The sequence below is a fragment of the Sphingomonas sp. Leaf23 genome (assembly GCF_001421585.1).
Taxonomy (GTDB): Bacteria; Pseudomonadota; Alphaproteobacteria; order Sphingomonadales; family Sphingomonadaceae; genus Sphingomonas.
The window spans coordinates 471,440-495,766 of record NZ_LMKR01000001.1; the positions used below are offsets into that span (position 1 = coordinate 471,440).

The 24,327-nt window shown below is 66.5% G+C and carries 24 protein-coding genes, 1 tRNA gene and 1 pseudogene; 13 read left to right on the forward strand and 13 right to left on the reverse strand.

All coding sequences use genetic code 11. From position 1 onward, the window contains the following. Positions 1-20: 20 nt before the first annotated feature. Positions 21-1,697 carry a 2-isopropylmalate synthase gene (leuA, locus tag ASE67_RS02245; protein WP_055756350.1) on the reverse strand — a complete coding sequence of 559 codons (1,677 nt, stop codon included), beginning with the start codon at positions 1,695-1,697 and terminating at the stop codon, positions 21-23. A 257-nt stretch (positions 1,698-1,954) separates the two neighbouring features. Here leuA and ASE67_RS02250 point away from each other — a divergent pair, with 257 nt between their 5' ends. Next, positions 1,955-2,344, forward strand: a complete 390-nt coding sequence (locus ASE67_RS02250) for a BLUF domain-containing protein (RefSeq protein ID WP_055756352.1) — start codon at positions 1,955-1,957, stop codon at positions 2,342-2,344. 21 nt (positions 2,345-2,365) lie between these two features. Here the strand turns inward: ASE67_RS02250 and ASE67_RS02255 are convergent, their stop codons facing one another. The 5 genes and pseudogenes from ASE67_RS02255 to miaA form a co-directional block, all read right to left on the reverse strand. After that, positions 2,366-2,971: a YceI family protein gene (locus ASE67_RS02255; RefSeq protein ID WP_055756354.1), complete on the reverse strand. Its 606-nt coding sequence runs from the start codon at positions 2,969-2,971 to the stop codon at positions 2,366-2,368. A 336-nt stretch (positions 2,972-3,307) separates the two neighbouring features. Further along, positions 3,308-4,345, reverse strand: a pseudogene (ilvC, locus tag ASE67_RS02265) (ketol-acid reductoisomerase); the annotation flags it as partial. 39 nt (positions 4,346-4,384) lie between these two features. After that, positions 4,385-4,900, reverse strand: coding sequence for an acetolactate synthase small subunit (gene ilvN, locus ASE67_RS02270; protein WP_055756359.1), 516 nt, complete (start codon positions 4,898-4,900; stop codon positions 4,385-4,387). Between the two features lie 141 nt (positions 4,901-5,041). Next, the gene (locus ASE67_RS02275) at positions 5,042-6,787 is read right to left on the reverse strand and encodes an acetolactate synthase 3 large subunit (protein WP_055756361.1); all 1,746 of its coding nucleotides are present in this window, start codon (positions 6,785-6,787) and stop codon (positions 5,042-5,044) included. An 85-nt stretch (positions 6,788-6,872) separates the two neighbouring features. Then, positions 6,873-7,811, reverse strand: a complete 939-nt coding sequence (gene miaA, locus ASE67_RS02280) for a tRNA (adenosine(37)-N6)-dimethylallyltransferase MiaA (protein ID WP_055756364.1) — start codon at positions 7,809-7,811, stop codon at positions 6,873-6,875. Between miaA and serB the strand changes: the two genes are divergently transcribed. Next, complete coding sequence (gene serB / locus ASE67_RS02285) at positions 7,804-8,685, forward strand: phosphoserine phosphatase SerB (RefSeq protein ID WP_055756366.1); 882 nt, start codon at positions 7,804-7,806, stop codon at positions 8,683-8,685. The two genes, miaA and serB, sit on opposite strands and share 8 nt — an antisense overlap. A gap of 4 nt (positions 8,686-8,689) precedes the next feature. Here the strand turns inward: serB and ASE67_RS02290 are convergent, their stop codons facing one another. After that, on the reverse strand, positions 8,690-9,619 hold the full coding sequence (locus ASE67_RS02290) for an SPOR domain-containing protein (protein WP_055756368.1): 930 nt from the start codon (positions 9,617-9,619) through the stop codon (positions 8,690-8,692). 154 nt (positions 9,620-9,773) lie between these two features. On the opposite strand from ASE67_RS02290, the gene ASE67_RS02295 reads away from it, so the two are divergent. The 3 genes from ASE67_RS02295 to ASE67_RS02305 are packed head-to-tail and all read left to right on the forward strand — an operon-like array spanning position 9,774 to position 12,196. Continuing rightward, positions 9,774-10,481, forward strand: a complete 708-nt coding sequence (locus tag ASE67_RS02295) for an AAA family ATPase (protein ID WP_055756370.1) — start codon at positions 9,774-9,776, stop codon at positions 10,479-10,481. Positions 10,482-10,484: 3 nt separating this feature from the next. After that, complete coding sequence (locus tag ASE67_RS02300) at positions 10,485-10,889, forward strand: hypothetical protein (RefSeq protein ID WP_055756372.1); 405 nt, start codon at positions 10,485-10,487, stop codon at positions 10,887-10,889. Beyond that, on the forward strand, positions 10,886-12,196 hold the full coding sequence (locus ASE67_RS02305; protein WP_055756373.1) for an SPOR domain-containing protein: 1,311 nt from the start codon (positions 10,886-10,888) through the stop codon (positions 12,194-12,196). Before ASE67_RS02300 ends, ASE67_RS02305 begins: the two co-directional genes overlap by 4 nt. Positions 12,197-12,239: 43 nt before the next feature. Here ASE67_RS02305 and ASE67_RS02310 read toward each other — a convergent pair whose 3' ends face one another. The 4 genes from ASE67_RS02310 to ASE67_RS02325 are packed head-to-tail and all read right to left on the reverse strand — an operon-like array spanning position 12,240 to position 16,045. After that, positions 12,240-13,442, reverse strand: a complete 1,203-nt coding sequence (locus ASE67_RS02310) for a dihydroorotase (protein WP_055756375.1) — start codon at positions 13,440-13,442, stop codon at positions 12,240-12,242. Further along, positions 13,439-14,428, reverse strand: coding sequence for an aspartate carbamoyltransferase catalytic subunit (locus ASE67_RS02315; protein WP_055756377.1), 990 nt, complete (start codon positions 14,426-14,428; stop codon positions 13,439-13,441). The genes ASE67_RS02310 and ASE67_RS02315 overlap by 4 nt, the downstream gene beginning before the upstream one ends. A gap of 40 nt (positions 14,429-14,468) precedes the next feature. Then, entirely contained in the window at positions 14,469-14,939 is a 471-nt protein-coding gene (gene ruvX, locus ASE67_RS02320) for a Holliday junction resolvase RuvX (RefSeq protein WP_055756379.1), read from the reverse strand. Beyond that, a complete protein-coding gene (locus ASE67_RS02325; RefSeq protein ID WP_055756381.1) occupies positions 14,936-16,045 on the reverse strand; it encodes a DUF3089 domain-containing protein in 1,110 nt (369 codons plus the stop codon). Before ASE67_RS02325 ends, ruvX begins: the two co-directional genes overlap by 4 nt. Positions 16,046-16,153: 108 nt before the next feature. Here ASE67_RS02325 and gatC point away from each other — a divergent pair, with 108 nt between their 5' ends. The 4 genes from gatC to ASE67_RS02345 are packed head-to-tail and all read left to right on the forward strand — an operon-like array spanning position 16,154 to position 20,073. After that, positions 16,154-16,441, forward strand: coding sequence for an Asp-tRNA(Asn)/Glu-tRNA(Gln) amidotransferase subunit GatC (gene gatC, locus ASE67_RS02330; protein ID WP_055756383.1), 288 nt, complete (start codon positions 16,154-16,156; stop codon positions 16,439-16,441). Next, positions 16,441-17,922, forward strand: coding sequence for an Asp-tRNA(Asn)/Glu-tRNA(Gln) amidotransferase subunit GatA (gene gatA, locus ASE67_RS02335; protein ID WP_055756385.1), 1,482 nt, complete (start codon positions 16,441-16,443; stop codon positions 17,920-17,922). The genes gatC and gatA overlap by 1 nt, the downstream gene beginning before the upstream one ends. Positions 17,923-17,962: 40 nt before the next feature. Beyond that, on the forward strand, positions 17,963-19,447 hold the full coding sequence (gatB, locus tag ASE67_RS02340; protein ID WP_055756387.1) for an Asp-tRNA(Asn)/Glu-tRNA(Gln) amidotransferase subunit GatB: 1,485 nt from the start codon (positions 17,963-17,965) through the stop codon (positions 19,445-19,447). Then, on the forward strand, positions 19,447-20,073 hold the full coding sequence (locus tag ASE67_RS02345) for a peptidylprolyl isomerase (protein ID WP_156348465.1): 627 nt from the start codon (positions 19,447-19,449) through the stop codon (positions 20,071-20,073). The genes gatB and ASE67_RS02345 overlap by 1 nt, the downstream gene beginning before the upstream one ends. An 89-nt stretch (positions 20,074-20,162) precedes the next feature. Here the strand turns inward: ASE67_RS02345 and ASE67_RS02350 are convergent, their stop codons facing one another. Both ASE67_RS02350 and ASE67_RS02355 read right to left on the reverse strand, forming a co-directional pair. Beyond that, entirely contained in the window at positions 20,163-20,381 is a 219-nt protein-coding gene (locus tag ASE67_RS02350) for a hypothetical protein (RefSeq protein ID WP_055756390.1), read from the reverse strand. Position 20,382: 1 nt separating this feature from the next. Next, the gene (locus tag ASE67_RS02355; protein ID WP_055756392.1) at positions 20,383-20,610 is read right to left on the reverse strand and encodes a hypothetical protein; all 228 of its coding nucleotides are present in this window, start codon (positions 20,608-20,610) and stop codon (positions 20,383-20,385) included. Between the two features lie 136 nt (positions 20,611-20,746). Here ASE67_RS02355 and ASE67_RS02360 point away from each other — a divergent pair. The 4 genes from ASE67_RS02360 (at position 20,747) to ASE67_RS02375 (ending at position 24,276) form a co-directional block, all read left to right on the forward strand. Further along, positions 20,747-20,831: transfer RNA gene (locus ASE67_RS02360), tRNA-Leu, on the forward strand. Positions 20,832-20,898: 67 nt separating this feature from the next. Beyond that, a complete protein-coding gene (gene tig / locus ASE67_RS02365) occupies positions 20,899-22,509 on the forward strand; it encodes a trigger factor (protein ID WP_055756394.1) in 1,611 nt (536 codons plus the stop codon). A 104-nt stretch (positions 22,510-22,613) separates the two neighbouring features. Then, entirely contained in the window at positions 22,614-23,552 is a 939-nt protein-coding gene (locus ASE67_RS02370) for a glycosyltransferase family 2 protein (protein WP_055756396.1), read from the forward strand. Positions 23,553-23,646: 94 nt separating this feature from the next. Further along, on the forward strand, positions 23,647-24,276 hold the full coding sequence (locus ASE67_RS02375) for an ATP-dependent Clp protease proteolytic subunit (protein WP_055756397.1): 630 nt from the start codon (positions 23,647-23,649) through the stop codon (positions 24,274-24,276). Positions 24,277-24,327: the final 51 nt, after the last annotated feature.

Sequence of the window (24,327 nt, forward strand, 5' to 3'; positions counted from 1 at the left end):
TGACGGCGCGGGCCGATCTCTCAGTCTCGCGTCGTAGCGTTGGCGGCACTCAGCGCCGCCCGCACCGTCGCGGTCGCGACGTCGCCATCGATCCCGACCCCGAACACGCGCCGGCCATCGGACAGGCTGCATTCGAGATACGCGGCGGCCTGCGCATCGGCGCCATGGCCGATGGCGTGCTCGCTATAATCGACCACATCCATGTCGATGCCGCCCTCTTCACGCAGCGCGGCGAGCAATCCCGACAACAACCCGTTGCCCTTGCCCGAGATCGAGCGTTCCTCGCCGTCCAGCCGGACGCGGCCGACGAACGTGCGCGGTGGGCCGCCACCGGGTGCATGGGTTTCGGCATAATCGATCAGCGCATAGCGGTCCTTGCCCTGCGGCAGATACGCGTCGTGGAACGCGGACCAGATATCGGCGGCATTCAGTTCGCGGCCGAGGCGATCGGCCATCGCCTGCACATGGCGACTGAAATCGGCCTGCAACCGCTTGGGCATTTTCAGGCCCTTGTCCTGTTCCAGCACCCAGGCGACGCCGCCCTTGCCCGACTGCGAATTGACGCGGATGACCGCTTCGTAGCTGCGGCCGAGATCGGCGGGATCGATCGGCAGATAGGGCACTTCCCACAGCCCGTCGTTGCGCACTGCCTGCGTCGCCATGCCCTTCTTGATCGCGTCCTGATGGCTGCCCGAAAAAGCGGTGAACACCAGATCGCCGGCATAGGGCGTGCGCGGATGGACCGGCAGCTGCGTGCAGTAATTGACCGTGTTCACGACCTCATCGATGTCCGACAGGTCGAGCTGCGGATCGACGCCCTGCGTGTAGAGGTTCAGCGCGACGGTCACTAGGTCGCAATTGCCGGTGCGCTCGCCATTGCCGAGCAGGCAGCCTTCGACCCGGTCGGCCCCAGCCATCAGCCCCAGCTCCGCCGCCGCGACGCCGGTGCCGCGATCGTTATGGGTGTGGAGCGAGATGACGACGCTGTCGCGGTTCGGCACGTTGCGGCAGAACCATTCGATCTGGTCGGCATAGACGTTAGGCGTTGCCGCCTCGACCGTCGCCGGCAGGTTGAGGATCAGCGGCTTGTCGGGCGTCGGCTGCAGGACCTCCATCACCGCCGCGCAGACCTCGACCGAGAAATCGAGTTCGGCGGTCGAGAAGGTCTCCGGGCTGTATTCGAACCGCCAATCGGTGTTCGGGCGCTTGGCGGCTTCGTCGCGCAGCACCTTGGCGCCGTTGACCGCGATCTCGCGTACTTCCGACCGTTCCATACCGAACACGATCCGCCGCCATGCCGGGCTGACCGCGTTGTAGAGGTGGACGATCGCCTGTTTCGCGCCATCGAGGCTTTCGAAGCTGCGTTCGATCAGGTCGCGGCGCGACTGGGTGAGCACCTGCACCCACACATCGTCGGGAATGCGGTTCTGCTGGACCAGTCCGGAGATGAAGTCGAATTCGGTCGCACCCGCCGACGGGAAACCGACCTCGATCTCCTTCAGTCCGACTTTCAGCAACAGGTCGAAAAACCGGTTCTTCTTTTCCGTGCCCATCGGATCGATCAGCGCCTGGTTGCCGTCGCGCAGGTCGGTCGACAGCCAGCGGGGCGCGGTCGTGATCGTGCGCGACGGCCATTGGCGGTCGGGCAGGTCGACGGTCGGGAAGGGGCGGTACTTGGTCGAAGGATCGCGCAACATGTCGTCTCTAGCCTGTTGAAGGCGCTGGTTCGAGCGCCGGTATCTGCCGAAAGGTTCGATACTCCCTCAGGGAAGGCGCACGCGCGTGCGATCCTGCCCTAAGGGCGGCTAAGTCGCAGGAGGCGGGCAATCGCACGGACCATGGCGCGTCTGTGGGGAAAAGCGCGGCGAATGTCCATAGCGGCCACGCGCGATACCGGTTGGTAACCGGTTGCGGGCTATCGCGGGGAGCCAAGGGTGTGCGTGAAGAGGCCGCGATGCTGCAATTGATCTACGTGAGTACGGCCCGCAGTGGATCGACGATCGATGTCGATCAGATCCTAGCCGTGTCGCAACGCAACAACCGGCGCGACGGGATCACCGGCCTACTGCACCATCGGGGACGGCGTTTTCTGCAGGCGCTGGAGGGCGCGCCAGACATGGTTGAGAAGACTTATGCCCGCATTGCCGCCGATCCGCGCCATTTTGCCATCGTCATTCTGTCGCGTCGCGAGGTCGCGGCGCGCGAGTTCGGCGACTGGGCGATGGCGGTCGACAGCGGACGCGATACGGACAGGATCGTCGCGCAGGTCGCGTCGCTGGTCGAACATGCCTCGCCAGGCGTGCGCGGCACGTTCGAAGGGTTCGCGGCGATGCGCGCGGCGTGACACCGCGCGCATCGGCCGGGATCAGGCTGCGACGAATGCGGCGTTGATCGTCAGGTCCACCTTGTCCGACACGACCGGCGCATAGGCACCGACGCCGAAATCGCTGCGCTTGATGCTGCCGGTCGCGGTGAAGCCGATATTCTTCTTCTTGTTCATCGGGTTCTCGCCCGCGCCCATGAAGCGGACGGTCAGCTGCACCGGCTTCGTCTGGCCCTTGATGGTCAGGTTGCCTGCCATCATCCAATGGTCGCCCATCGCCTGCACGCGGGTCGACACGAACTTCGCCGTCGGATGGTTCGCGACGTCGAAGAAATCCTTCGACTGGAGATGTTCGGCGAATTGCGGGCTGGTGACGGTCAGCGACTTGGCGATGTCGAAATCGATCGTGACCTTGGTCGCGGCCGGGTTCTTGGGATCGAAGGTCGCGGTGCCGCCGGTCGCGCCGAACAGGCCATCGAGCATCGTGAAGCCCATATGGTTCACGCGCCAAGCGACCTGGGTGTGGGCGGTGTCGACGGTGTAGTTGCCGGCGGTCACGCGGGCCTTGTCGGGCGCGCCGGGCAGCTGGGCAACGGTCGGGGCAGCGACCGCGAACAGGGCGGCGGCGAGGATCAGGGGGGTGCGCATCGAAAAGCTCTCCGGTTGAGGCGAAGTCGGGATGCCGCCGTTGTCGGAGGTGCCGGGCTTCGGGTCAAATACCGGATGCGAAACGATTGGTTTCGGTTTCGGTGCCGTGCGAGAAAAGGTGGGTACCGCAGCTGCCGTCATCCCGGCGAAGGCCGGGATCCATGGACGCAGCACGGTTGCGATTGGCCGATACCATCCGACACAATGGATCCCGGCCTTCGCCGGGATGACGGGGTGAAAGATCGCCGCCCGCCCGTCGGTCGCGGCAAAGCCGCGCCCCGAGGGGCGGGCTTTGTCGCGCCGGCCGGTCTGGCCGATCAGTACGGACTAACTTCGTTAGTTCTTGGTCTGATCGACCAACTTATTCGCACCGATCCACGGCATCATCGCGCGCAATTCGGCACCGGTCTTTTCGATCGGATGCGCCGCAGCCTGCTTGCGCGCCGCCTTCAGCTCGGGCTGACCGGCGCGGTTGTCGAGGACGAAGTTCTTCACGAAGCGGCCCGACTGGATGTCGGCCAGTACGCGCTTCATCTCCTTCTTCGTCTCATCGGTGATGATACGCGGGCCGGTTACGATGTCGCCATATTCGGCGGTGTTCGAGATCGAATAGCGCATGTTGGCGATACCGCCCTCATACAGCAGGTCGACGATCAGCTTGGTCTCGTGGAGACACTCGAAATAGGCCATTTCGGGGGCATAGCCCGCCTCGACCAGCGTTTCGAACCCGGCCTGGATCAGGTGAGTCACGCCGCCGCACAGCACGGCCTGCTCACCGAACAGGTCGGTTTCGCATTCCTCGCGGAAGTTGGTTTCGATGATGCCCGACCGGCCGCCACCGACGCCCGAAGCATAGGCCAGCGCGATGTCGTGCGCGTTGCCGCTCGCATCCTGATGGATCGCAACGAGGCAGGGCACGCCGCCGCCCTTCACATATTCGCTGCGCACGGTGTGACCGGGGCCCTTCGGCGCGATCATGATGACGTCGACGTCGGCGCGCGGCTCAATCAGGCCGAAATGCACGTTCAGGCCGTGGGCGAAGGCCAGCGCAGAACCGGGACGCAGGTTTGCGTGAATGTCGTCGGCATAGATCGCGGCCTGATGCTCGTCGGGCGCCAGGATCATGAGGATATCGGCCCATGCGGCGGCTTCGGCGTTCGGCAGGACCTTGAAGCCCGCACCCTCGGCCTTCGCTGCGCTGGCCGAACCGGGGCGGAGCGCGATCGCAACGTTCTTCACGCCCGAATCGCGCAGGTTCTGCGCATGGGCATGGCCCTGCGAACCATAGCCGAGGATAGCAACCTTCTTGTCGCTGATGAGGTTCAGATCGGCGTCGCGATCATAATAGACACGCATGTTGGTTCCCTTTCGAAAATTGGCGCGACCGGCATCGGCGGCACGCGATGGATGGGTTCAGGCGGCCTCTCGTCCGCGGGCGATGGCGGCGATGCCGGTGCGAGCAACCTCGACCAGACCGACTTCGGCCATCAATTCGGTGAACTTGTCGATCTTTTCGATCGATCCCGTCACCTCGAACACGAAACTCGACACGGTCGCATCGACCACGCGCGCGCGGTAGACTTCGGCGAGGCGCAGCGCCTCGATCCGATGCTCTCCAGTGCCGACGACCTTGACCAGCGCCAGTTCGCGCTCGACGTGCGCGCCTTGTACGGTGAGGTCGACGACCTTGTGGACGGGCACCAGCCGGTCGAGCTGGGCGATGATCTGTTCCATCACCGACGGCGATGCGCTGGTGACGATGGTGATGCGGCTGACCGCCTTGTCGACCGTGATTTCCGACACGGTCAGGCTTTCGATATTATAGCCACGGCCCGAGAACAGCCCGGCGATGCGCGCCAGGATGCCGGGTTCGTTGTCGACGAGGACGGCCAGCGTGTGCCGTTCGGTCTGTTCGGTCTTGATATGCATTCTGAAATTCCTCCCCGGCACGGGGAGGGGGACCAGCCGCAGGCTGGTGGAGGGAGACCTCCACCGGCGATACGTATGAGGTGATCCCCCTCCACCGCTCTTCGAGCGGTCCCCCTCCCCGTTCCGGGGAGGACAGTTCGGTTACACCAGCGCCTTGGCCTCGTCGTCCATTTCGCCCGAGACTTCGTTGGCCTGCAGGATCATGTCGGTATGCGCGGCGCCCGACGGGATCATCGGGAAGCAGTTGGCGAGCTTTGCCACCATGCAGTCGACGATCACCGGGCCGTCATGGTCGAGCATCGCCTGGATCCCCGCCTCCAGATCGTCCGGATGCTCGATGCGAATACCCTTCCAGCCATAGGCCTCGCCCAGCTTCACGAAGTCGGGCAGCGAGTCCGAATAGCTGTTCGAATAGCGCGAACTGTAGGTCAGCTCCTGCCACTGGCGGACCATGCCCATATATTCGTTGTTCAGGATGAAGATCTTGACCGGCAGGCGATATTGCGTCGCCGTCGCCAGTTCCTGAATGTTCATCTGGATCGACGCCTCGCCGGCAATGTCGATGCACAGCGCACCCGGATTGCCGAGCTGCGCGCCGATCGCGGCGGGCAGGCCATAGCCCATCGTGCCCAGGCCACCGCTGGTCAGCCACTTGTTCGGCGCTTCGAATCCGAAATGCTGCGCGGCCCACATCTGGTGCTGGCCGACTTCGGTCGAGATGATCGGGGCGCGATGCTTGGTCGCCTCGTACAGCGCCCGGATCGCCCGTTGCGGCATGATCTCGGTCGTGCTGTCGGGGAAATCGAGGCAGCGCTTGGCCCGCCAGCCCTCGATCTTCGCCCACCATGCCGACAGGTCGGGCTTGGGATGCTGGCGCGATTTCCAGACACGGATCATGTCCTCCATCGCATGGCCCGCATCGGCGATGATGCCCAGGTCCGCGCGTACGATCTTGTTCACGCTGGAACGATCGATATCGATATGGACCTTGCGGCTGCGCGGGGAGAAGGCATCGAGCCGGCCGGTTACGCGATCGTCGAAGCGCGCGCCGATGGCGACGACCAGATCGGCCTCGTTCATCGCCAGGTTCGCTTCATAGGTGCCGTGCATCCCCAGCATCCCCAGCCATTGCGGCGAAGAGGCGGGCAGGGCGCCCAGACCCATCAGCGTCGAGGTCACCGGCGCACCGGTGATGCGTGCCAGTTCGCGCAGTAGCTGCGACGCGGCCGGCCCCGAATTGATGATGCCGCCGCCGGTATAAAGCACCGGACGCTCGGCCGCCGCCAGCATGTCGACGACCTGCTCGATCTGCGCGCGATCGGCCTTAACCTTTGGGCGATACGTCTTGTGCTGGATCGGGCCGGGCTTGGTGTAGCGCGCGGTCGCGACCTGCACGTCCTTCGGGATGTCGATCACGACCGGGCCGGGGCGGCCGGCGGTGGCGATATGGAACGCCTCGTGAATGACATGGCCGAGCTTGGCCGGGTCCTTCACCAGATAGTTATGCTTGCAGCAGTGGCGCGTGATGCCGACGGTGTCGGCCTCCTGAAACGCGTCGGTGCCGATCAATCCGGTCGGAACCTGACCCGTGATGACCACCATCGGGATCGAATCGAGCAGCGCATCGGTGATGCCGGTGATCGCGTTGGTCGCGCCGGGGCCGGAAGTGACGAGCACGACGCCGGGCTTGCCGGTCGAGCGGGCATAGCCCTCGGCCGCATGCGTTGCCGCCTGTTCGTGGCGGACGAGGATGTGCTTGATCCGGCTGTGTTCGAACAGCGCGTCATAGATCGGCAGCACCGCGCCACCGGGATAGCCGAACACGACTTCCACGCCGAGGTCGACGAGGGCCTCGACCAAAATGGCGGCTCCGCTCTTCTCAGGCATGGGTCTTTGCTCCTCAATTACTTCGCGGGCGCAATAGCACCGTTGGAGTGGCGTCGCTAGTCGCATGAAACATGCGTGTCAACCATCAATTGCGTAATAAAGTGTCGAAGTTTCGCGTAAGCGCGCATTTTTCCGTTTCGCTAGTGCGAAGCCAGTCTGCCGGAGGCTGGTTGCGGAACCAGGTATACTGCCGCTTCGCATATTGGCGGGTGGCGTGGCGTGCCGCCGCAAGCGCGTCGTCACGATCGATGCTACCTGCCTGCCATTGCGCGATTTCCGCGACGCCGATGGCGCGGCGAACCGGTGCGTCGGGCGGAATGTCGCAGCGGGCGAGGAGCGCGCGGACTTCCTCCACCGCACCGCCCGCGAACATTTCGGCCAATCGCCGGTCGCAGCGTTCGGTCAGCCATGCGCGATCGGGCAGCAACAGCATCGCCGAAAGCGCGATTCGATCACCGATCCCACCGATGCGGTCACGCTGCCAATCGGTGAGCGTGCGGCCGGTGGACGTCACGACCTCCAGCGCCCGTGCGATCCGGGTGGTGTCGGTCGGGCGCAGTCGGGCGGCAGCTTCGGCATCGCGCTCGGCGAGTTCGGCGACGGCCCGATCGAGCGGCAGCGCACGAATGCGGGCGCGGACCTCCGGATCGATATCGGGCACTGGTGCGATGCCGTCGATCAGCGTGCGCAGATACAGGCCGGTGCCGCCGACCAGCACCGGTAGCTTGCCGATGGCATGGGCGGCGTCGATCTCCGCTGTCGCCTGCTGCGCCCACAGCGCGGCGGAATAAGGTTCGGCCCCATCGACATGGCCGAACAGGCGGTGCGGGGCCTGTGCTTCGTCTTCTGGCGACGGACGGGCGGACAACACGCGCAGGTCGCGGTATACCTGCGCGCTATCGGCGTTGATGACCACGCCATCGTGCCGCCGAGCGATCTCGACCGCCAGCGCGGACTTGCCGCTGGCGGTCGGGCCTGCGATGAGCGCGACCCTCGGACGGTCAGGGGAAGTCACCATGTTCATCGCCACGCTGATAGCAGCCGAATCGATCGCCGCGGGCGATATTTCCGCTGCCGCCGATCGGCTCGATATCGCCGGCTGTCAGGTAGAAGGTTGGAGCTGGATCGAGGACGGCAAGGCCGCCGATATCCGCTTCGCCAGCGACGTCGCCGCTGCGCGACCGGCGCTCGAAGGCGTATTCGCCCGAACCGATATCGCAGTGCAGCCCGCCGCGAACCGCGAAAAGCGGTTGCTGGTCGCCGACATGGATTCGACGATGATTACCGTCGAATGCATCGACGAACTCGCCGACTATGCCGGGATCAAGCCACAGATCGCCGAGGTCACCGAACGGGCGATGCGCGGCGAACTGGACTTCGCATCGGCGCTCGACGCGCGGGTGGCGCTGCTGGCGGGGCTGGAGGAGAGCGCGATCCAGCGGTGCCTCGACGAACGGGTCAGGCTGATGCCCGGTGCCAGGACGCTGATCCAAACGATGCGTGCGCGCGGCGCGACGACGATCCTCGTGTCGGGCGGCTTCACCCGCTTCGCCGAGCCGGTCGGGGCGGAACTCGGCTTTCACCGGATGATCGCGAACACGCTATTGATCGAGGATGGCCGGTTGACCGGCAAGGTCGCCAAGCCGATCGTCGATGCGACCACCAAGGAAGTGACGCTGCTCGGCGCGATCAAGGAATTGGGGATCGATCCGATGGCAACGCTGGCGGTCGGAGATGGCGCCAACGACCTGCCGATGATCCGCCGCGCGGGGCTTGGCGTCGCCTATCACGCCAAGCCGGTCGTTGCCGCCGAAGCGGGCGTGCGGATCGACCACAACGACCTGACCGCGCTGCTCTATATCCAGGGGATCGCGCCCGCCGAGTGGGTGGCGGGCTGATCGGTCAGCGCTTCATCGGCACGCAGGGCGTCGGGCGGATCGCGGCGCAGGCGCGGCTCGCCTCGGCGCTGCTGGCAAACGGGCCGACGAGCAACCGGGTGTTGGCGCCGGCCGCCTCGTAATAGGGTTGGCGCCCGGCGAACTTGCCCGACACCGTGCCCCAGAGCCGGCGGGCATTGCCGGCATCCTTGAACGCGCCAAGCTGCACCCGCCATCCGCCGTCGCGGATCGGAGCGGGCTTTGCGGCGGGCGCCGGGGCGGGTTTCGCAACCGGGGCGGGGCGGGGTGCCGGCGTCGGCTTGGGTGCGGGCGTTGCGACCGGCGTCGGGCGCGGCGTCGCCGCCTTGGGCTGCACCGATGCCAGCACCGGCCGTCCGGCATTGCGCTCTAGGTCGCGGGCCATCACCAGCGCCGCCTGTCGATCGGGCAGCGGGACATAGCGATCCATTTCCGCCAGCGTCGCCGCCGCCTGCGGTAATCCGGCCGACGACGCGCGCGTCATCAGCGCATAGGCCCGGCGCCAGTCCTTGGGCACAGCATCGCCGTTGAAAAGCATGGTGCCCAGTACGAACTGGCTGCGTGCCTCGCCGCGCTGCGACGATTTCTCCAGCCATTTCACCGCATCGGCGCGCTTGCCGTTCTGGAACAGGATCAGGCCGTAATTATCCTCGGCCTGGGCGTGGCCCTGCTGCGCGGCGAGCGCGTACCAGCGTTCGGCCTGGGCCATGTCCATCTTCACACCACGACCGAGCTTGTAGGCCTGGCCCAGATTGAACTGCGCGTCGGCATCGCCCGCGGCGGCGGGTTGCTGCCATTCGCGCACCGCCGTGGCCCAGTCGCCCCGTGCCCAGGCGTCGACCCCGGCCTTCACATCCGCGCCCGCCGCCACCGACAGCATCGCGCCCGCAAGCGCCAGCCCAACCAAAACGCGCATCACGATCCCCTCTGCGTCCTCGCCCCTTTCCCTATCAGCGGTTCACCATGTTCGGAAAGCCTTTCGCACGACCGCCATGGAAAGCCCGCCGTTAACCGGTTCTTATCCGCAGCCATGGCATCGGGTTGTGGAGATTACGGGAGACGGTGGCGCAATGCGCGTTCTGGCAGTGGCTTCGCAAAAGGGTGGTTCGGGCAAGACAACCTTGTCCGGGCATCTGGCCGTGCAGGCGGAACGAGCAGGTGCCGGGCCGGTCGTGATGATCGACATCGATCCGCAGGGGTCGCTGGCCGAATGGTGGAACGAACGGGTTACCGACGAGCCGGCCTTTGCGCAGACGATGGTTGCGCGGCTTGCCGCCGACCTGGAGACCCTGCGCGCCCACGGGTTCAAGCTGGCGGTCATCGATACCCCGCCGGCGATCACCATGGCGATCCAGAGCGTCATCGCCGTTGCCGAGCTGATCGTCGTGCCGACCCGGCCCAGCCCGCACGACCTGCGCGCGGTTGGTGCGACCGTCGACCTGTGCGACCGCGCGGGCAAGCCGCTGGTGTTCGTCGTCAATGCCGCCACGCCGGGTGCGCGGATCACCACCGAAGCGACCATGGCCCTGTCGCAGCACGGGACCGTCGCCCCCGTGACGATCCATCACCGCGTCGATTTCGCCTCGTCGATGGTCGATGGCCGCACCGTCATGGAAATCGACCCGAAGTCGCGGTCGAGCGCCGAGATCGAGGCGCTGTGGGCCTATCTGCAGGATCGGCTCGAAAAGAATTTCCGCCGGACGGTCTTTGCCGTGCCGACGATGCCCACCGCCGTCCGGGTGCCGGCGGGCGGCTTTGGTCGCCGGGGGCAGGGGTAGGGGATGAGCACGCAGCGCCCCCCGGCCCAGATCCATCCCGCGCTGCTCGCGCGCAAGGGCGAAGCTCGCCCGGCGATGCGCCCGCACGGCACCGGCCCCGACAGTCGCGACGGCGACGATCTGGGCTGGAACGATCTGGGCGACACCAAGCCGGCGGTACTGCGCGATCGTGCCAAGTTGCAGGCGGTGCCGGCGGCAGCGCCCACCCCCTCGCCAGCGACCGAATCGCTGGTGCTGGACCTCGATGCGGATCGGATGCTCCGGCTGAAGCTGGCGGCGACGGTGCGCAATATCTCCCCGGAAGCCTTTGTGCGCGACGCGCTCGATCGCTCCCTCCCGTCGGCATCCGACATTGCGGCGCTCGTTCAGCGCCTCGCCCCCGATGGGGCAACGAAGGGCAAGCCATGAAGACGCATCTGCTCGTATCGATCGGCCTCGCGACGGCCATGCTCGGCGGATCGCTGGCGCTGGTCGGCAGCGGTACGGTGGCTGTCGCGTCCGCAGAGGACGGCGCGGCGCGCAAATTTGCGGTGAAGGCGCTGAAGGCGTTGGGCAAGCAGCGTGCGGCCGATGCCGTCACCTTCGCCGAGCAGGCGGTGGCCCTGTCGCCGCGCGATGCGGCCTATCGCACGCTTTTGGGCCGTGCCTATCTGTCCGCCGGACGCTTCGCATCGGCCACGCAGGCCTTTACCGACGTCCTGACGCTGAACCCGGCGGATGCGCGCGCGGCGTTGAACCTAGCGCTGGCGCAGACCGCGACCGGCGAATGGGTCGCCGCGCGCGAAACCCTGACCGCCCACGCCACGCGAATCTCGCCGGCGGATCGCGGGCTGGCGCTGGCGCTGGCGGGCGATCCGGCGGGCGGTATCGCCTTGCTCAGTGAAGCCGCGCGCGATCCGGCCGCGACCGCGACGATCCGCCAGAACCTGGCCCTCGCGCTTGCGCTCGACGGGCGCTGGGTGGATGCGCGCACGGTGGCGTCGGTCGACATGGCACCGGCGCAGGTCGACCAGCGCCTGATGGAATGGGCGGCGTTCGCCCGGCCCGAACACGCTGCGCAACAGGTTGCGGCGCTACTGGGGGTTACCCCGGCGGCGGGCGATCGCGGACAGCCGATGCAGCTGGCGCTGGCCGAACCGGTCGGCGGAGCGCCGGTCGCGCTGGCAAAGGCCGATCCGGTGCCGGAAGTTCCGGCGGCGGTCGTCGCGGTCGAGCCGGTCGGCGATACGCCGGTCGTACCCGCAGTGCCGGCGCCGGTCGAAATGGCGGCGGTCGCGCGTCCCGCGATCACCTTCGCCCCGCGTCGGGAGATCGTGCAGGCGCTCCCCGGTAGTTACCGGCAGGGTGCGCAGCCGGTGCGGATGGCGGCCCGATCGCAGCCTGTCGCCCCGCCGGTTCGGGTGGCATCGGCCGCCGTGGCCAAGGGTGATTATTACGTACAGCTTGGCGCGTTCGACAACGCCGGCGTCGCCCGTTCTGCGTGGCGACGAATGAGCCGGAACGTACCGCGCCTCGCCGCGCTCGCTCCACAGGGGATGCAGGCCAGCGTCCGCGGGTCCAGCTTTTATCGCCTGTCGGTCGGTGGTCTTGCCCGCACCGATGCGGCGGCGCTGTGCGGCAGCATCCGCGCCAAGGGCGACCGGTGTTTCGTGCGGACCCATGCCGGCGACCAGCTCGCCGCCTGGGCGCGCCCCGATCGCCTCGCCTCGCGCTAAGTCTTTCCCGGTCCTCTCCCAGGAGGTGGCGGCGCGTTCCTGATTACAGGAATGCGCCGCCTTTCATTACGCGCACCACGCGGCCCTGCACCGGCAGGCCGTCGAACGGGGTATTGGCCGCCTTACCCGCCAGTGCGTCGGCGCGGACCTGCCACGGCGCATCCTGATCGATCACGATCAGATCGGCCGGCGCACCGATGCCAAGCGTGCCGGACTCCAGTCCCAGCAGCATCGCCGGATTGCGCGAAACCAGCGCGAACAGCCGGTCGAGGCCGATCACGCCGTCACGGACCAGCCCCAGCCCGAGCGGCAGCAACGTCTCCGCCCCGGCCATGCCCGGCTCCGAATCGGCGAAGGGCAGGCGCTTCGCTTCCGGCCCGCGCGGGTCGTGGCCGGAACACAGCACGTCGATCGTTCCATCGGCGAGCGCAGCGCGGGCCGCCTGTCGGTCGCCTTCGCTGCGCAGTGGTGGCGATAGATGGGCGAAGGTCCGAAAATCGCTCATCGCGATATCCGACAAATAAAGGTGCGCCGGGGTGATCCCGCAGGTCACGCGAACCCCGCGTCGTTTCGCCGCGCGGATGAGGTCGAAGCCGGCGGCGGTCGTTACCTGCCGGAAATGCAATCGTGCGCCGGTTTCCTCGGCCAGCACCACGTCGCGCGCGATCGCCAGCGCCTCGGCCAGCGCCGGGGCAGCGGGCAGGCCAAGGCGGGTCGCCGTCTCACCCGCCGTCGCCACCGCGTCGCCGGCCAGCCCGCCATCCTCGGCATGGGCGACGACCACCAGGTCGCAGTCGCGGGCATAGGCCAGCACTTTGCGCATCACGCCGCTGTCGGCGATCCAGCGCCGCCCGGTCGCGACCGCCACCGCACCCGCCTCGGCGTTGATCGCCATTTCGGCGAGGTCGGTACCGCGCAGCCCCTGCGTCGCGGCGGAGATCGGATGAATCCAGATGTCGGGCTTGCCCATATGCGCCGCGCGCGCGACGATGCCCGGATCGTCGAGCACCGGTGCCTGGTCGGGCATCAACCCGACGCGGACAATACCCCCGGCGCGACAGGCGGCAGCATCGATGCCAAACACGCCCAGATCGACGATGGCCGGTGCGATCAGCTTGCCCGACACGTCGATCGACTCGGCATCGCCTGCGTCGGCGACGATGGCGTCGCCCCCAATCGTCAGGTTGCGCTCGGCGATCCCGCCGACCGGACAGACCAACGTGCCGCCGGTGAACCGCTTGCTCATGCCCAACCCTCCACGCCACGGCTGCGCCGGGTTAGTACGTCGAGGCAGGCCATGCGCACCGCCACGCCCATTTCGACCTGTTCGGTAATCGTCGAGCGCTGCGGATCGTCGGCCACGTCGCTGGTGATCTCGATCCCCCGGTTCATCGGGCCGGGGTGCATGACGATCGCATGCGGCTCGGCCCGTTTCAGCCGTTCGCGGGTCAGGCCGTAGCGCAGATGATATTCGCGGGTGGACGGGATGAAGCCACCGTTCATCCGCTCGTTCTGCAGCCGCAGCATCATCACGACATCGGCCCCCTCCAATGCTGCATCGAAATCTGTGAACGGCGTAACCCCCATCGATTCGATCGCGTGCGGCATCAGCGTGGCGGGGGCGACGACCCGGACCTCGGCGGCGAGGGTCGTGAGCGCGAGGATGTTCGAGCGCGCGACCCGACTGTGCAGGATATCGCCGCAGATCACGACCCGCTTGTGCGCGATCTCGCCCAGCCGCCGGCGGATGGTCAGCGCGTCGAGCAACGCCTGCGTCGGATGTTCGTGCCAGCCATCGCCCGCATTCAATACCGGACAGTCCACCTTGTCCGCGATCAACTGCACCGCGCCCGACGAGCTGTGGCGGATGACGATCACGTCCGCCCGCATCGCGTTCAGCGTGACGGCGGTATCGATCAGCGTCTCGCCCTTCTTCACGCTCGACTGGCCGGCATGCATGTTGACCACATCCGCGCCCAGTCGCTTGCCTGCGATCTCGAACGACAGCAGCGTCCGCGTGCTGTTTTCGAAAAAGGCGTTGATCTGGGTCATTCCCTGCAATCGCCGGTCGCCGGCCGCACGGCTGCGATTGGCATCGATCCATTGCTCCGCCTCGTCGAGCAGGAACAGGATCTCATGGGGCTGCAATCCCTCGATCCCGGTCAGGTGCCGATGCGGGAAAACGGCGCCGCCATCGATCATGGCGGCGGGGCGGTGGTCTGAAATAGGCATCGAGGCGACCGGTTAGGCCGCACCGCGCGCCCTTGCAAGCTCAGGCTAAAGGGATATTCACCAGCGCGTCGATCGCGCCTTGCAGGATGTATGCGGCCGCCAGCTTGTCGACGCGCTCGGCCCGCTTGGCACGGCTCAGGTCCTCGGCGATCATCTGTCGTTCGACCGCGACCGTCGACCAGCGTTCGTCCCATAGGAAGATCGGCAGGGCCATGTCGTCGAGGTTGCGGGCGAAGGCTCGCACCGATTGCGTTCGCGGCGAATCGCTGCCGTCCATGTTGAGGGGCAGGCCAATGACGATGCCGCGCACCGATTGCTGGCGGATCAGCGTCGCCAGCTGCGCCTTGTCTGCGCTGAATTTAGTGCGGTTGACCAGCACGGCGGGGCTGGCGAAGCTCCAGCCGGCATCGCACAGCGCGGTCCCGATCGTCTTCGTGCCGACGTCGAGGCCGACCAGCCGGCCCCCTTCGGGCAGGGCGTCGCGAAAGACGGCGCGGTCTTCGGTAATCATCGTTTCTCCCATGTCGCCAAGCGACGCAGCGCGTCGGCGCGGACATTCGCCCAGAACAGGCTGTAGTCGTACACGTGCCAGTTGTTGCCGGGCAGCACATAGGGGCCAAGGTCCGGCGGATTGTCGCCGATCGACAGGAACCCGCGTGGCCCGCAGGTGGCCGGCACCAGGCCCGGCGCCATCGTCGCGGTTTGGAGCGATTTGTCGGGGATCAGCGTGCCGAGATTGGCACTCGCCGGTGCCTGCGCATTCGGCGTACCGGTCAACGGATTGGTACAGACCATCGGCGTGTTCGCGCGCGACCGCCCGTCGAAACCGGTCGAGGCATCATACTGCTCGATGATCAGCGACGGATCGACCGGCTCGGCGAAACTCTGCCATGAGAGCAGGCAGCCCGCCTGATCGGCCGCCTTGCATTCGGGCAGGCCGAGCGCCGCGATATCGGTGGTGCGCGATACCGGCCAGCCGACGACATAGGCCGCGACGATTCGCCGGGCGAGGGGGGTGCCCGCGACCCTTTCGCGCAGCAGTCGCGTCAGGTGTAGCGCCCCCTGGCTATGCCCGGCAAGGATGATCGGTTTCTTCGGGTCGATCTCTTCGAGGAACCGGTCGAAGGCCGATTCGATATCGTGATAGGCAAGGTCGAGCGCCTGGCCCGCCGCCGCGTCGCTGGTCAGGAACGCGCCGAACGTCGCCTGGCGATAGCGCGGCGCCCAGACCCGTCCCGCCGCGCTGAACGCGCTTGCCTGTCCGCGCAGGAAGATGCGTGCGCGGTCGTTCGTCTCGGCATCGTCCAGCGCTGCGTTCCAGCGGTCCGTGCCGACGAATGAGGTCGGATGGATGAAGAAAATCTCCGCCTTGCCCGGCGTCGTGCGGTCGACGCCCGGTGGCAGCCAGTCGACCGGCGTGTTCGCCAGCCCCGGCCGCGCGAACCACATCGCCTTGTCCGCATAGAGCCGCGACGGGATGGTCGGTTCGGTGCGGAACGCGACGCCCGGCACCAGGGCACGGCGCAGCAGGTCGTTGCCGAACATGCGGTAGGCGACCGCGCCGGCAATGACCAAGACGATCAGCGTCGCCACGATATACAGGAATTTGCGCGCCAATCGGGACTCCACCGCTGTTGCGGCCACTCGATGCGGGAAGGCGCGAACGGGCGCAACCGCTTTGCGGGTGCTTGTGGGGGGCGTGCCGGGATGCTAGCCGCCCTTCCCATGTCCGTCGAACCTGCAACCGTAAAGCGCGTGGCCGGCCTTGCCCGTATCGCGATCACCGATGCCGAAGCCGAAAAGCTGGCACCCGAACTCGGCAACATCCTTGGCTGGATCGAACAGCTGGGCGAAGTCGATACCCAGGGCGTCGAGCCGATGACGGCCGTCATCCCCAACCATCTGCGCCTGCGCGACGATGCCGTCACCGATGGCGATGTGCGCGACAAGGTGCTGGCCAATGCGCCGCAGGGCGAACATGGCTTTTTCACCGTTCCGAAAGTGATCGAATAGTGTCGAACCTGACCGATCTTGGCGTCGCCGCGATCCGCGACGGCGTGCGTGCGGGGACCTTTTCGGCGCGCGACGTGGCCGATGCGTTCATCACCGCTGTCGCTGCCGCAAAGCCGCTCAACGCCTTCCTCGTCGAAACGCCCGACCATGCGCTGGCCGCGGCGAAAGTGGCCGACGATGCCCGCGCGGCTGGCGAGACGCTTAAGCCCCTGGCGGGTGTGCCGATCGGCATGAAGGACCTGTTCTGCACGCAGGGCGTCGAGACGACGGCGGCGAGCGGTATCCTGAAAGGATTCGTGCCCCAGTATGAATCGACCGTTTCGGGCAATCTGTGGAATGCCGGCGCGGGTATGCTGGGCAAGCTGAACCTTGACCAGTTCGCCATGGGATCGTCCAACGAAACCAGCGCGTTCGGCAATGTCATTTCGCCATGGCGCCGGCCCAACGACACTGCGCCGATGGCGCCGGGCGGATCGTCCGGCGGGTCGTCGGCGGCAATCGCGGCGCGGCTGTGCCCGGCGGCGACCGGTACCGATACCGGCGGCTCGATCCGCCAGCCCGCCGCCTTTGTCGGCATCACCGGCATCAAGCCGACCTATGGTCGCTGTTCGCGCTACGGCGTCGTCGCCTTCGCCTCCTCGCTCGACCAGGCCGGGCCGATGGCGCGCGACGTGCGCGACTGCGCGATCATGCTGGAGGCGATGGCCGGGTTCGATCCGAAGGATTCGACCTCGCTCGACCTGCCGGTCCCGGCATGGGAAGCCGGGCTGAACGCCAGCATGGCGGGCAAGCGCGTCGGCATCCCCAAGGAATATCGTGTCGACGGCATGCCGCCGGAGATCGAGGCGTTGTGGCAGCAGGGTATCGACTGGCTGAAGGATGCGGGGGCGGAGATCGTCGAGGTCTCGCTGCCGCATACCAAGTACGCGCTCCCGGCCTATTACATCATCGCGCCGGCGGAGGCTTCGTCGAACCTTGCCCGCTATGACGGCGTGCGCTTCGGCCAGCGGGTGCTGCCCGACGGCGCAGGCCTGCAGGACATGTACGCCGCGACCCGCGCCGCCGGCTTTGGCGACGAGGTGAAGCGCCGGATCATGATCGGCACCTATGTGCTTTCGGCCGGCTTCTACGACGCGTATTACACGCAGGCGCAGAAGGTGCGGACGCTGATCGCGCGCGACTTCGAACAGGCCTGGGAGCAGTGCGACGTGCTGCTGACCCCGACCGCGCCGTCGGCGGCGTTTGCGTTGGGCGAGAAGAGCGCTGATCCGATCGCGATGTACCTCAACGACGTCTTCACCGTGCCGTCGTCGCTGGCGGGCCTGCCCGCGATGAGCGTGCCGGGTGGCGTCGACAAGGACGGGCTGCCGCTGGGGTTGCAGGTGATCGGCAAGCCGCTCGATGAGCAGGGCGTGCTGAATGCGGGCCTTGCGATCGAGCAGCGCGCCGGCTTCGTCGCGCGTGCGGACAAGTGGTGGTGATTGGCCGCGCTACCCTTGGGCGGCGCGAGAGGAATGCGAAATGACTGAATCGAACTACCGCATCCGTGGCGCGACCGGCGACTGGGAGGTCGTGATCGGCCTCGAAGTCCATGCGCAGGTCACGTCGAACGCCAAGCTGTTCTCCGGCGCGGCGACCGCGTTCGGCGCGGAGCCGAACACGCAGGTGTCGCTGGTCGATGCGGCGATGCCGGGCATGCTGCCGACGCCGAACCGCGAATGCATCCGCCAGGCGGTGCGCACCGGCATGGCGATCGATGCGGTCGTCAACAAATGGTCGCGGTTCGATCGCAAGAACTATTTCTACGCCGATCTGCCGCAGGGCTATCAGATCAGCCAGCTCTATCATCCGCTGGTGGGCGAGGGGTCGATCACTGTCGTCCTCGACGAAAAGGACCCGAACAGCCCGACCAAGACCATCGGTGTCGAGCGCATCCATGTCGAGCAGGATGCCGGCAAATTGATGCACGACCAGCATCCGACGCGTTCCTATGTCGACCTCAACCGGTCAGGCGTCGCGCTGATGGAAATCGTCAGCCGCCCGGATATGCGTTCGCCAGCAGAAGCAGGGGCTTACCTGTCGAAGCTGCGGACGATTCTGCGCTATGTCGGGTCGTGCGACGGCAACATGGACCAGGGGTCGATGCGCGCCGACGTCAACGTGTCGGTGCGTCGTCCCGGCGAGGAGTTGGGCACGCGGACCGAGACGAAGAACGTCAATTCGGTGCGCTTCGTCATGGCCGCGATCGAATATGAGGCCAACCGGCAGGTCGCGGTGCTGGAGGATGGTGGCCGCATCGTGCAGGAAACTCGCCTGTTCGATCCGGACAAGGGCGTCACCCGGTCGATGCGGTCGAAGGAAGACGCGCACGATTATCGTTACTTCCCCGATCCCGACCTGTTGCCGCTCGAACTGGACGACGCCTTTCTCGACGAATGCCGCGCGTCGCTGCCCGAATTGCCCGACGCCAAGCGTCGGCGGTACGAGGGTGAATTGGGCCTATCGGCCTATAACGCCGCAGTGCTGACCGCGGAGGTCGAGACGGCGCGCTGGTTCGAGGCGCTGCTCGCCGAATGCGGTTCGGATGTACCAGCAAAGTCGGCCGCCAACTGGTTGATTTCCGACCTATATGGTGCGCTGAACCGTCTCGGCAAGGGGATCGTCGACAGCCCGGTGTCTCCGTCGCAGGGCGCGGAACTGCTCAAGCTGGTCGCCGACGGTACGCTGTCGGGCACGCTGTCGAAGCAGGTGTTCGAGATCATGCTCGAAACCGGGCAGGGCGCGAATGCCATTGTCGAGGAACGCGGCCTGAAGCAGACCAGCGACACCGGCGCAATCGAGGCGGTGATCGCCGAGGTGATGGAAAAGAACGCAGACAAGGTCGCCGACTATCGCGGCGGCAAGGACAAGCTGTTCGGTTTCTTCGTCGGTCAGACGATGAAGGCAATGGGCGGCAAAGCCAATCCGGGCGTGGTCAACGATTTGCTCAAGAAGGCGCTGGGATGATGAAGACAACGCGACGTGCGCTGCTGGTAGCACTGGCTCTGGCCGGACCGGCCCTCGCTGAGACGCCGGCGCCCCGGCCGGTAGCCGAGCCGCCGCTGCCGCGCGTCGCGATCGTAACTACCGCCGGCACGCTGACGGTCGAGGTCGAGGTGAAGCGCGCGCCGATCACCGCCGCCAATTTCCTGCGCTATGTCGACCAGAAGCGGCTGGATGGCGTCAGTTTCTACCGCATCGTGAAGGTCGGGCCGGAATTCGGTTTCGTCCAGTTCGGGCCGCATACCGATGCAAAGAAGATGCTGCCGCCGATCAAGCATGAACCCACGACGCAGACCGGGCTGTCGCATACCGACGGTACGCTGTCCGTCGCCCGGCTCGGGCTGGGCACCGCGCGGGGCGAGTTCACGATTTCGATCGGGGACCAGCGCCGTGCGCTGGATGCTGCGCCGGGTGTGCCGGCGGATGGGCAGGGCTATGCCGCCTTTGCCCGGATCGTCGACGGGCGCGACGTGCTGGTGAAAATCCTCGATACGCCGGTCGATCCGGCCAAGGCCAGCAATGGTGCTTTCAAGGGCGAAATGCCCGCCGCGCCGGTGAGGGTGATCACCGCGCGACGGGTGTTGAAGTAGTCCGCTACTCAGAGCCTTGGTGACTTCGACGCAAGCGCGAGGTCACGCCTGAATTCAGGTTTTACTCCGCGCGCGACAAGCGGTCGAACCTACTGACCGTCGCTTTCCTGATTGCGCACCACGCCGCCTGAGCCGCCGGCCGTATCCGGCGAAACCGTAGGCTCGGTCGGCGACGTTGCGCCGCTGTCGGTGCCACCGCGTTCGACGTCGCCATTGACGGCATCGACCGCCCGCTCGATGTCGCTGCGGTGGTCGGTATCGTCCTGCGGGGCGCTGTCGGGATGGGTGTTGCGATCGCGGTCGCTCATGTCAGTTGCCTCCCATGATCGGCTGTACCGGAACGGGGGTCACACCAGGATTGCCGGGTATCGGGCTTGGCACATCGACGTCGGGGCCGGGCACGTCGATTTCGGGCGGCGGAGCGGTCGGCTGACCCGGCTCGGTCTGCGGCACCGGATGTTCGGGCGGAGGGGTGGTCGGGGCGACGCCGGGGTCGGGGGCGGGCGTTTCGGCGGGGATCGGGGGTTCGACGGGCATGATCTGTCTCTCCTTCCCCTCTCCAACGCCCGCCGCGCGCCTGGGTTGCGGTATCGATGCAACTCTGCGAAGCGTGGCGACTTGCCCCGGCGCACACGACTGCTATAGACGCGCCCGTGCCGGCGGCGTCCGCTCGGCGGGCGTGGCGGAACTGGTAGACGCGCTGGATTTAGGTTCCAGTATCGAAAGATGTGGGGGTTCGACTCCCTTCGCCCGCACCAGTGACGCCGCCAGCGCCTGTCGAAGCTGGAGCCGCTCCATTCGATTCTTTTGACGAAAGCCGTGAGAATGCAGACTGTCGAGACGTTGAACGAGGGCCTGAAGCGCGCCTACACGCTGACCATCACCGCTGCGGAGGTCGACGCCAAGGTCGACGCCGAAGTGAAGCGCGTTGCGCCGACGATCAAGATGCCCGGCTTCCGCCCCGGCAAGGTGCCCGCGAACCTGATCCGCAAGATGCACGGCGAAGCGCTGTCGCAGGACGCGCTGAACAGCTCGATCCAGGATGGCATCCAGACCCTGATCGCCGAGCAGAAGCTGCGCCCCGCCACCGCGCCGCAGGTGTCGCTCGAAGGCGACTATGCGCCGGGCAAGGACGCTTCGGTCACCGTATCGCTCGAAGTGCTGCCCGACGTGCCGGCGCCCGCAATCGACGACCTGAAGCTGGAGCGGCTGACCGTTCCGGTCGACGAAGCGGTGGTCGACCAGCAGCTCGAACAGCTTGCCAGCAACAACAAGCGTCATGACGATGCCGAAGAAGGCCATGCGGCTGCGACCGGCGATCTGGTCGTGATGGATTTCGTCGGCAAGGTCGACGGCGTGGCATTCGACGGCGGCACCGGCGAAGGCATGGCGATCGAAATCGGCTCGGGCCGTCTGATCCCCGGTTTCGAAGACCAGCTGGTCGGCGTCAAGAAGGGCGACGAGAAGACGATCAATGTCACCTTCCCCGACGATTACCAAGCCGAAAACCTGAAGGGCGCTGCGGCGACCTTCGACCTCAAGATCACCGACGTGAAGGTACCTGCAGAGGGCGGCCCGGACGATGAGTTCGCCAAGTCGCTGGGCCTCGAGAGCCTCGAGCAGCTGCGTGGCCTAATCAAGGGTCAGATCGAGCAGGAACTGAACGGCCTGACCCGCACCCACATGAAGCGCAAGCTGCTCGACCAGCTCGCCGCGGGTCATGACTTCGACGTTCCGCCGTCGATGGTCGAAGCCGAGTTCGAGCAGATCTGGGCGCAGCTGCAGCATGAAGCCGGCCACGAAGCCGATCCGGAAGCGGCCCGTGCCGAGCTGGAAGCCGAGCGTGACGATTATCGCCAGATCGCGGTGCGTCGCGTTCGCCTCGGCCTGCTCCTGTCGGAAATCGGTCAAAAGAACGGCATTGAGGTGACGCAGCAGGAAATGCAGCGCCTCATCATGCAGGCCGCGCAGCAGTACGGCCCGGAGGATCGCCAGCGCTTCATGCAGTATGTACAGCAGGAGCCGATGGCGGCCGCACAGCTGCGTGCCCCGCTGTACGAGGACAAGGTCGTCGACTTCCTGTTCGGCAAGGCCGAAATCACCGAGCGCGAAGTGACGCGCGAGGAACTGGAAGCCGAGATCGAGAGCGAAGACGGTGCGGTGCCGCATGTGCACGGCCCGGACTGCGATCACGGCCACGATCATGACCACGCCAAGCCGGTGAAGAAGGCCGCCAAGGCCAAGCCGGCCGCCGAAGCACCGGCGGAAGCCGAGGGCGAGGCTGAAGCGCCGAAGAAGAAGGCTCCGGCCAAGAAGGCTCCGGCCAAGAAGGCGGAAGCCGCACCGGCCGAAGCCGCCGAGGGCGAAGCTGCTCCGGCTCCGGCCAAGAAGCCGCGCGCCAAGAAGAAGGTTGAAACCGAAACCAGCGAAGGCTGATCGGTCGATCTTAGAGGCAATGGGCCGTCCGCTCCCTCGGGGAGCGGGCGGCCTTTGCATGTCCAGCGCTTGCTTTCGGCGGCGTCCGGTGTTGTACGCGGGCCATGTCTACGACCGTCGCCGTCCTGCTGCCCTGCTATAACGAAGAAGCCGCGATCGGCGCGACCATCGCGGGGTTCCGCGCCGCGCTGCCCGACGCGACCATCTATGTGTACGACAACAATTCGTCGGATCGGACGATCGAGGTCGCGCGTGCGGCCGGCGCTGTCGTGCGCAGCGAGCGTATCCAGGGCAAGGGTGCGGTCGTCCGACGGATGTTCGCCGATGTGAACGCCGACATCTATGTCATGGCCGATGGCGACGCGACCTATGATGCGGCGGCTGCGCCGGACCTGGTCGCGCGGCTGATCGAGGAACAGCTCGACATGGTGGTCGGGCAGCGGGTGAGCGAGGCGGCGCTGGCGTATCGCCGGGGGCACCGCTTCGGCAATGCGATGCTGACGGGAATGCTGGCGCGGCTGTTCGGGCGCAGCTTCACCGATATCCTGTCGGGCTACCGCGTATTTTCGCGGCGGTTCGTGAAGAGCTTCCCGTCGTTGTCGGCCGGGTTCGAGATCGAGACCGAGATCAGCGTCCATGCGCTGGAGTTGCGGATGCCGGTCGCCGAGGTCGCGACTCGTTATTTCGCCCGGCCAGAGGGGTCGGCATCGAAGCTGTCGACCTATGGCGACGGGTTCCGCATCGCACGGACGATCGCGACGCTGTACCGGATCGAACGGCCGCTGTGGTTCTTCGGCGCGATCGGGCTGCTGCTCGCGGCGATCGCCTTCATCCTCGCGGTGCCGCTTGCCATCACCTACCTGCATACCGGATTGGTGCCGCGCTTCCCGACCGCGATTCTCGCGACCGGGCTGGTCATCCTCGCCTCGCTCTGCCTGTTCTCCGGCCTGATCCTCGATACGGTGGTGCGTGGGCGGCGGGAGGTTCGCCGACTCGCCTATCTCGGGCATCCGGCGCCGGGCGGCGGAAAGACCGGGCTATAACCATCATAACGGGGGCGTAGCGATACGCTGGCCCCTTGCGCCATCTGGCGGGAGCGCCGATGTAGGGCGTCGAAACCTACTCAGCGGGAACCCAATGCTAGATATCCACGACGGCCTCGTCCCTATCGTCATCGAACAGTCGAGCCGCGGCGAGCGCAGCTTCGACATCTATTCGCGCCTGCTGCGCGAACGCATCGTGTTCGTGACCGGCGGGGTCGAGGACCATATGGCCTCGCTCATCACCGCACAGCTGCTGTTCCTCGAATCGGAAAATCCGAAGAAGGACATCTGGATGTACATCAACTCGCCGGGCGGGGTGGTGACGGCCGGCATGGCGATCCACGACACGATGCAGTATATCCGCCCGCGCGTCGGCACGGTGTGCATCGGTCAGGCGGCGTCGATGGGCAGCTTCCTGCTGGCGGCCGGCGAACCGGGGATGCGCGTCGCGCTGACCAATGCCCGCATCATGATCCACCAGCCCTCGGGCGGGGCGCAGGGCATGGCGTCGGACATCCAGATCCAGGCGAAGGAAATCCAGCGCATCAAGGACCGGATGAACGCGCTGTACGTGAAATACACCGGCAAGCCGCTGGAAGAGATCGAGCGGGCGATGGACCGTGACACCTTCCTCGAGGCGGAAGAGGCCAAGGCGTTCGGCCTGGTCGACCAGGTGTTCGACAAGCGTCCGGGCGCGCCGGAAGAGGCGACCCCGGCCGCATAAGCGGTTGCCCCGCCCCGCGGCCCATCCGGCGGCCGGGGCGGGTAAACTTTT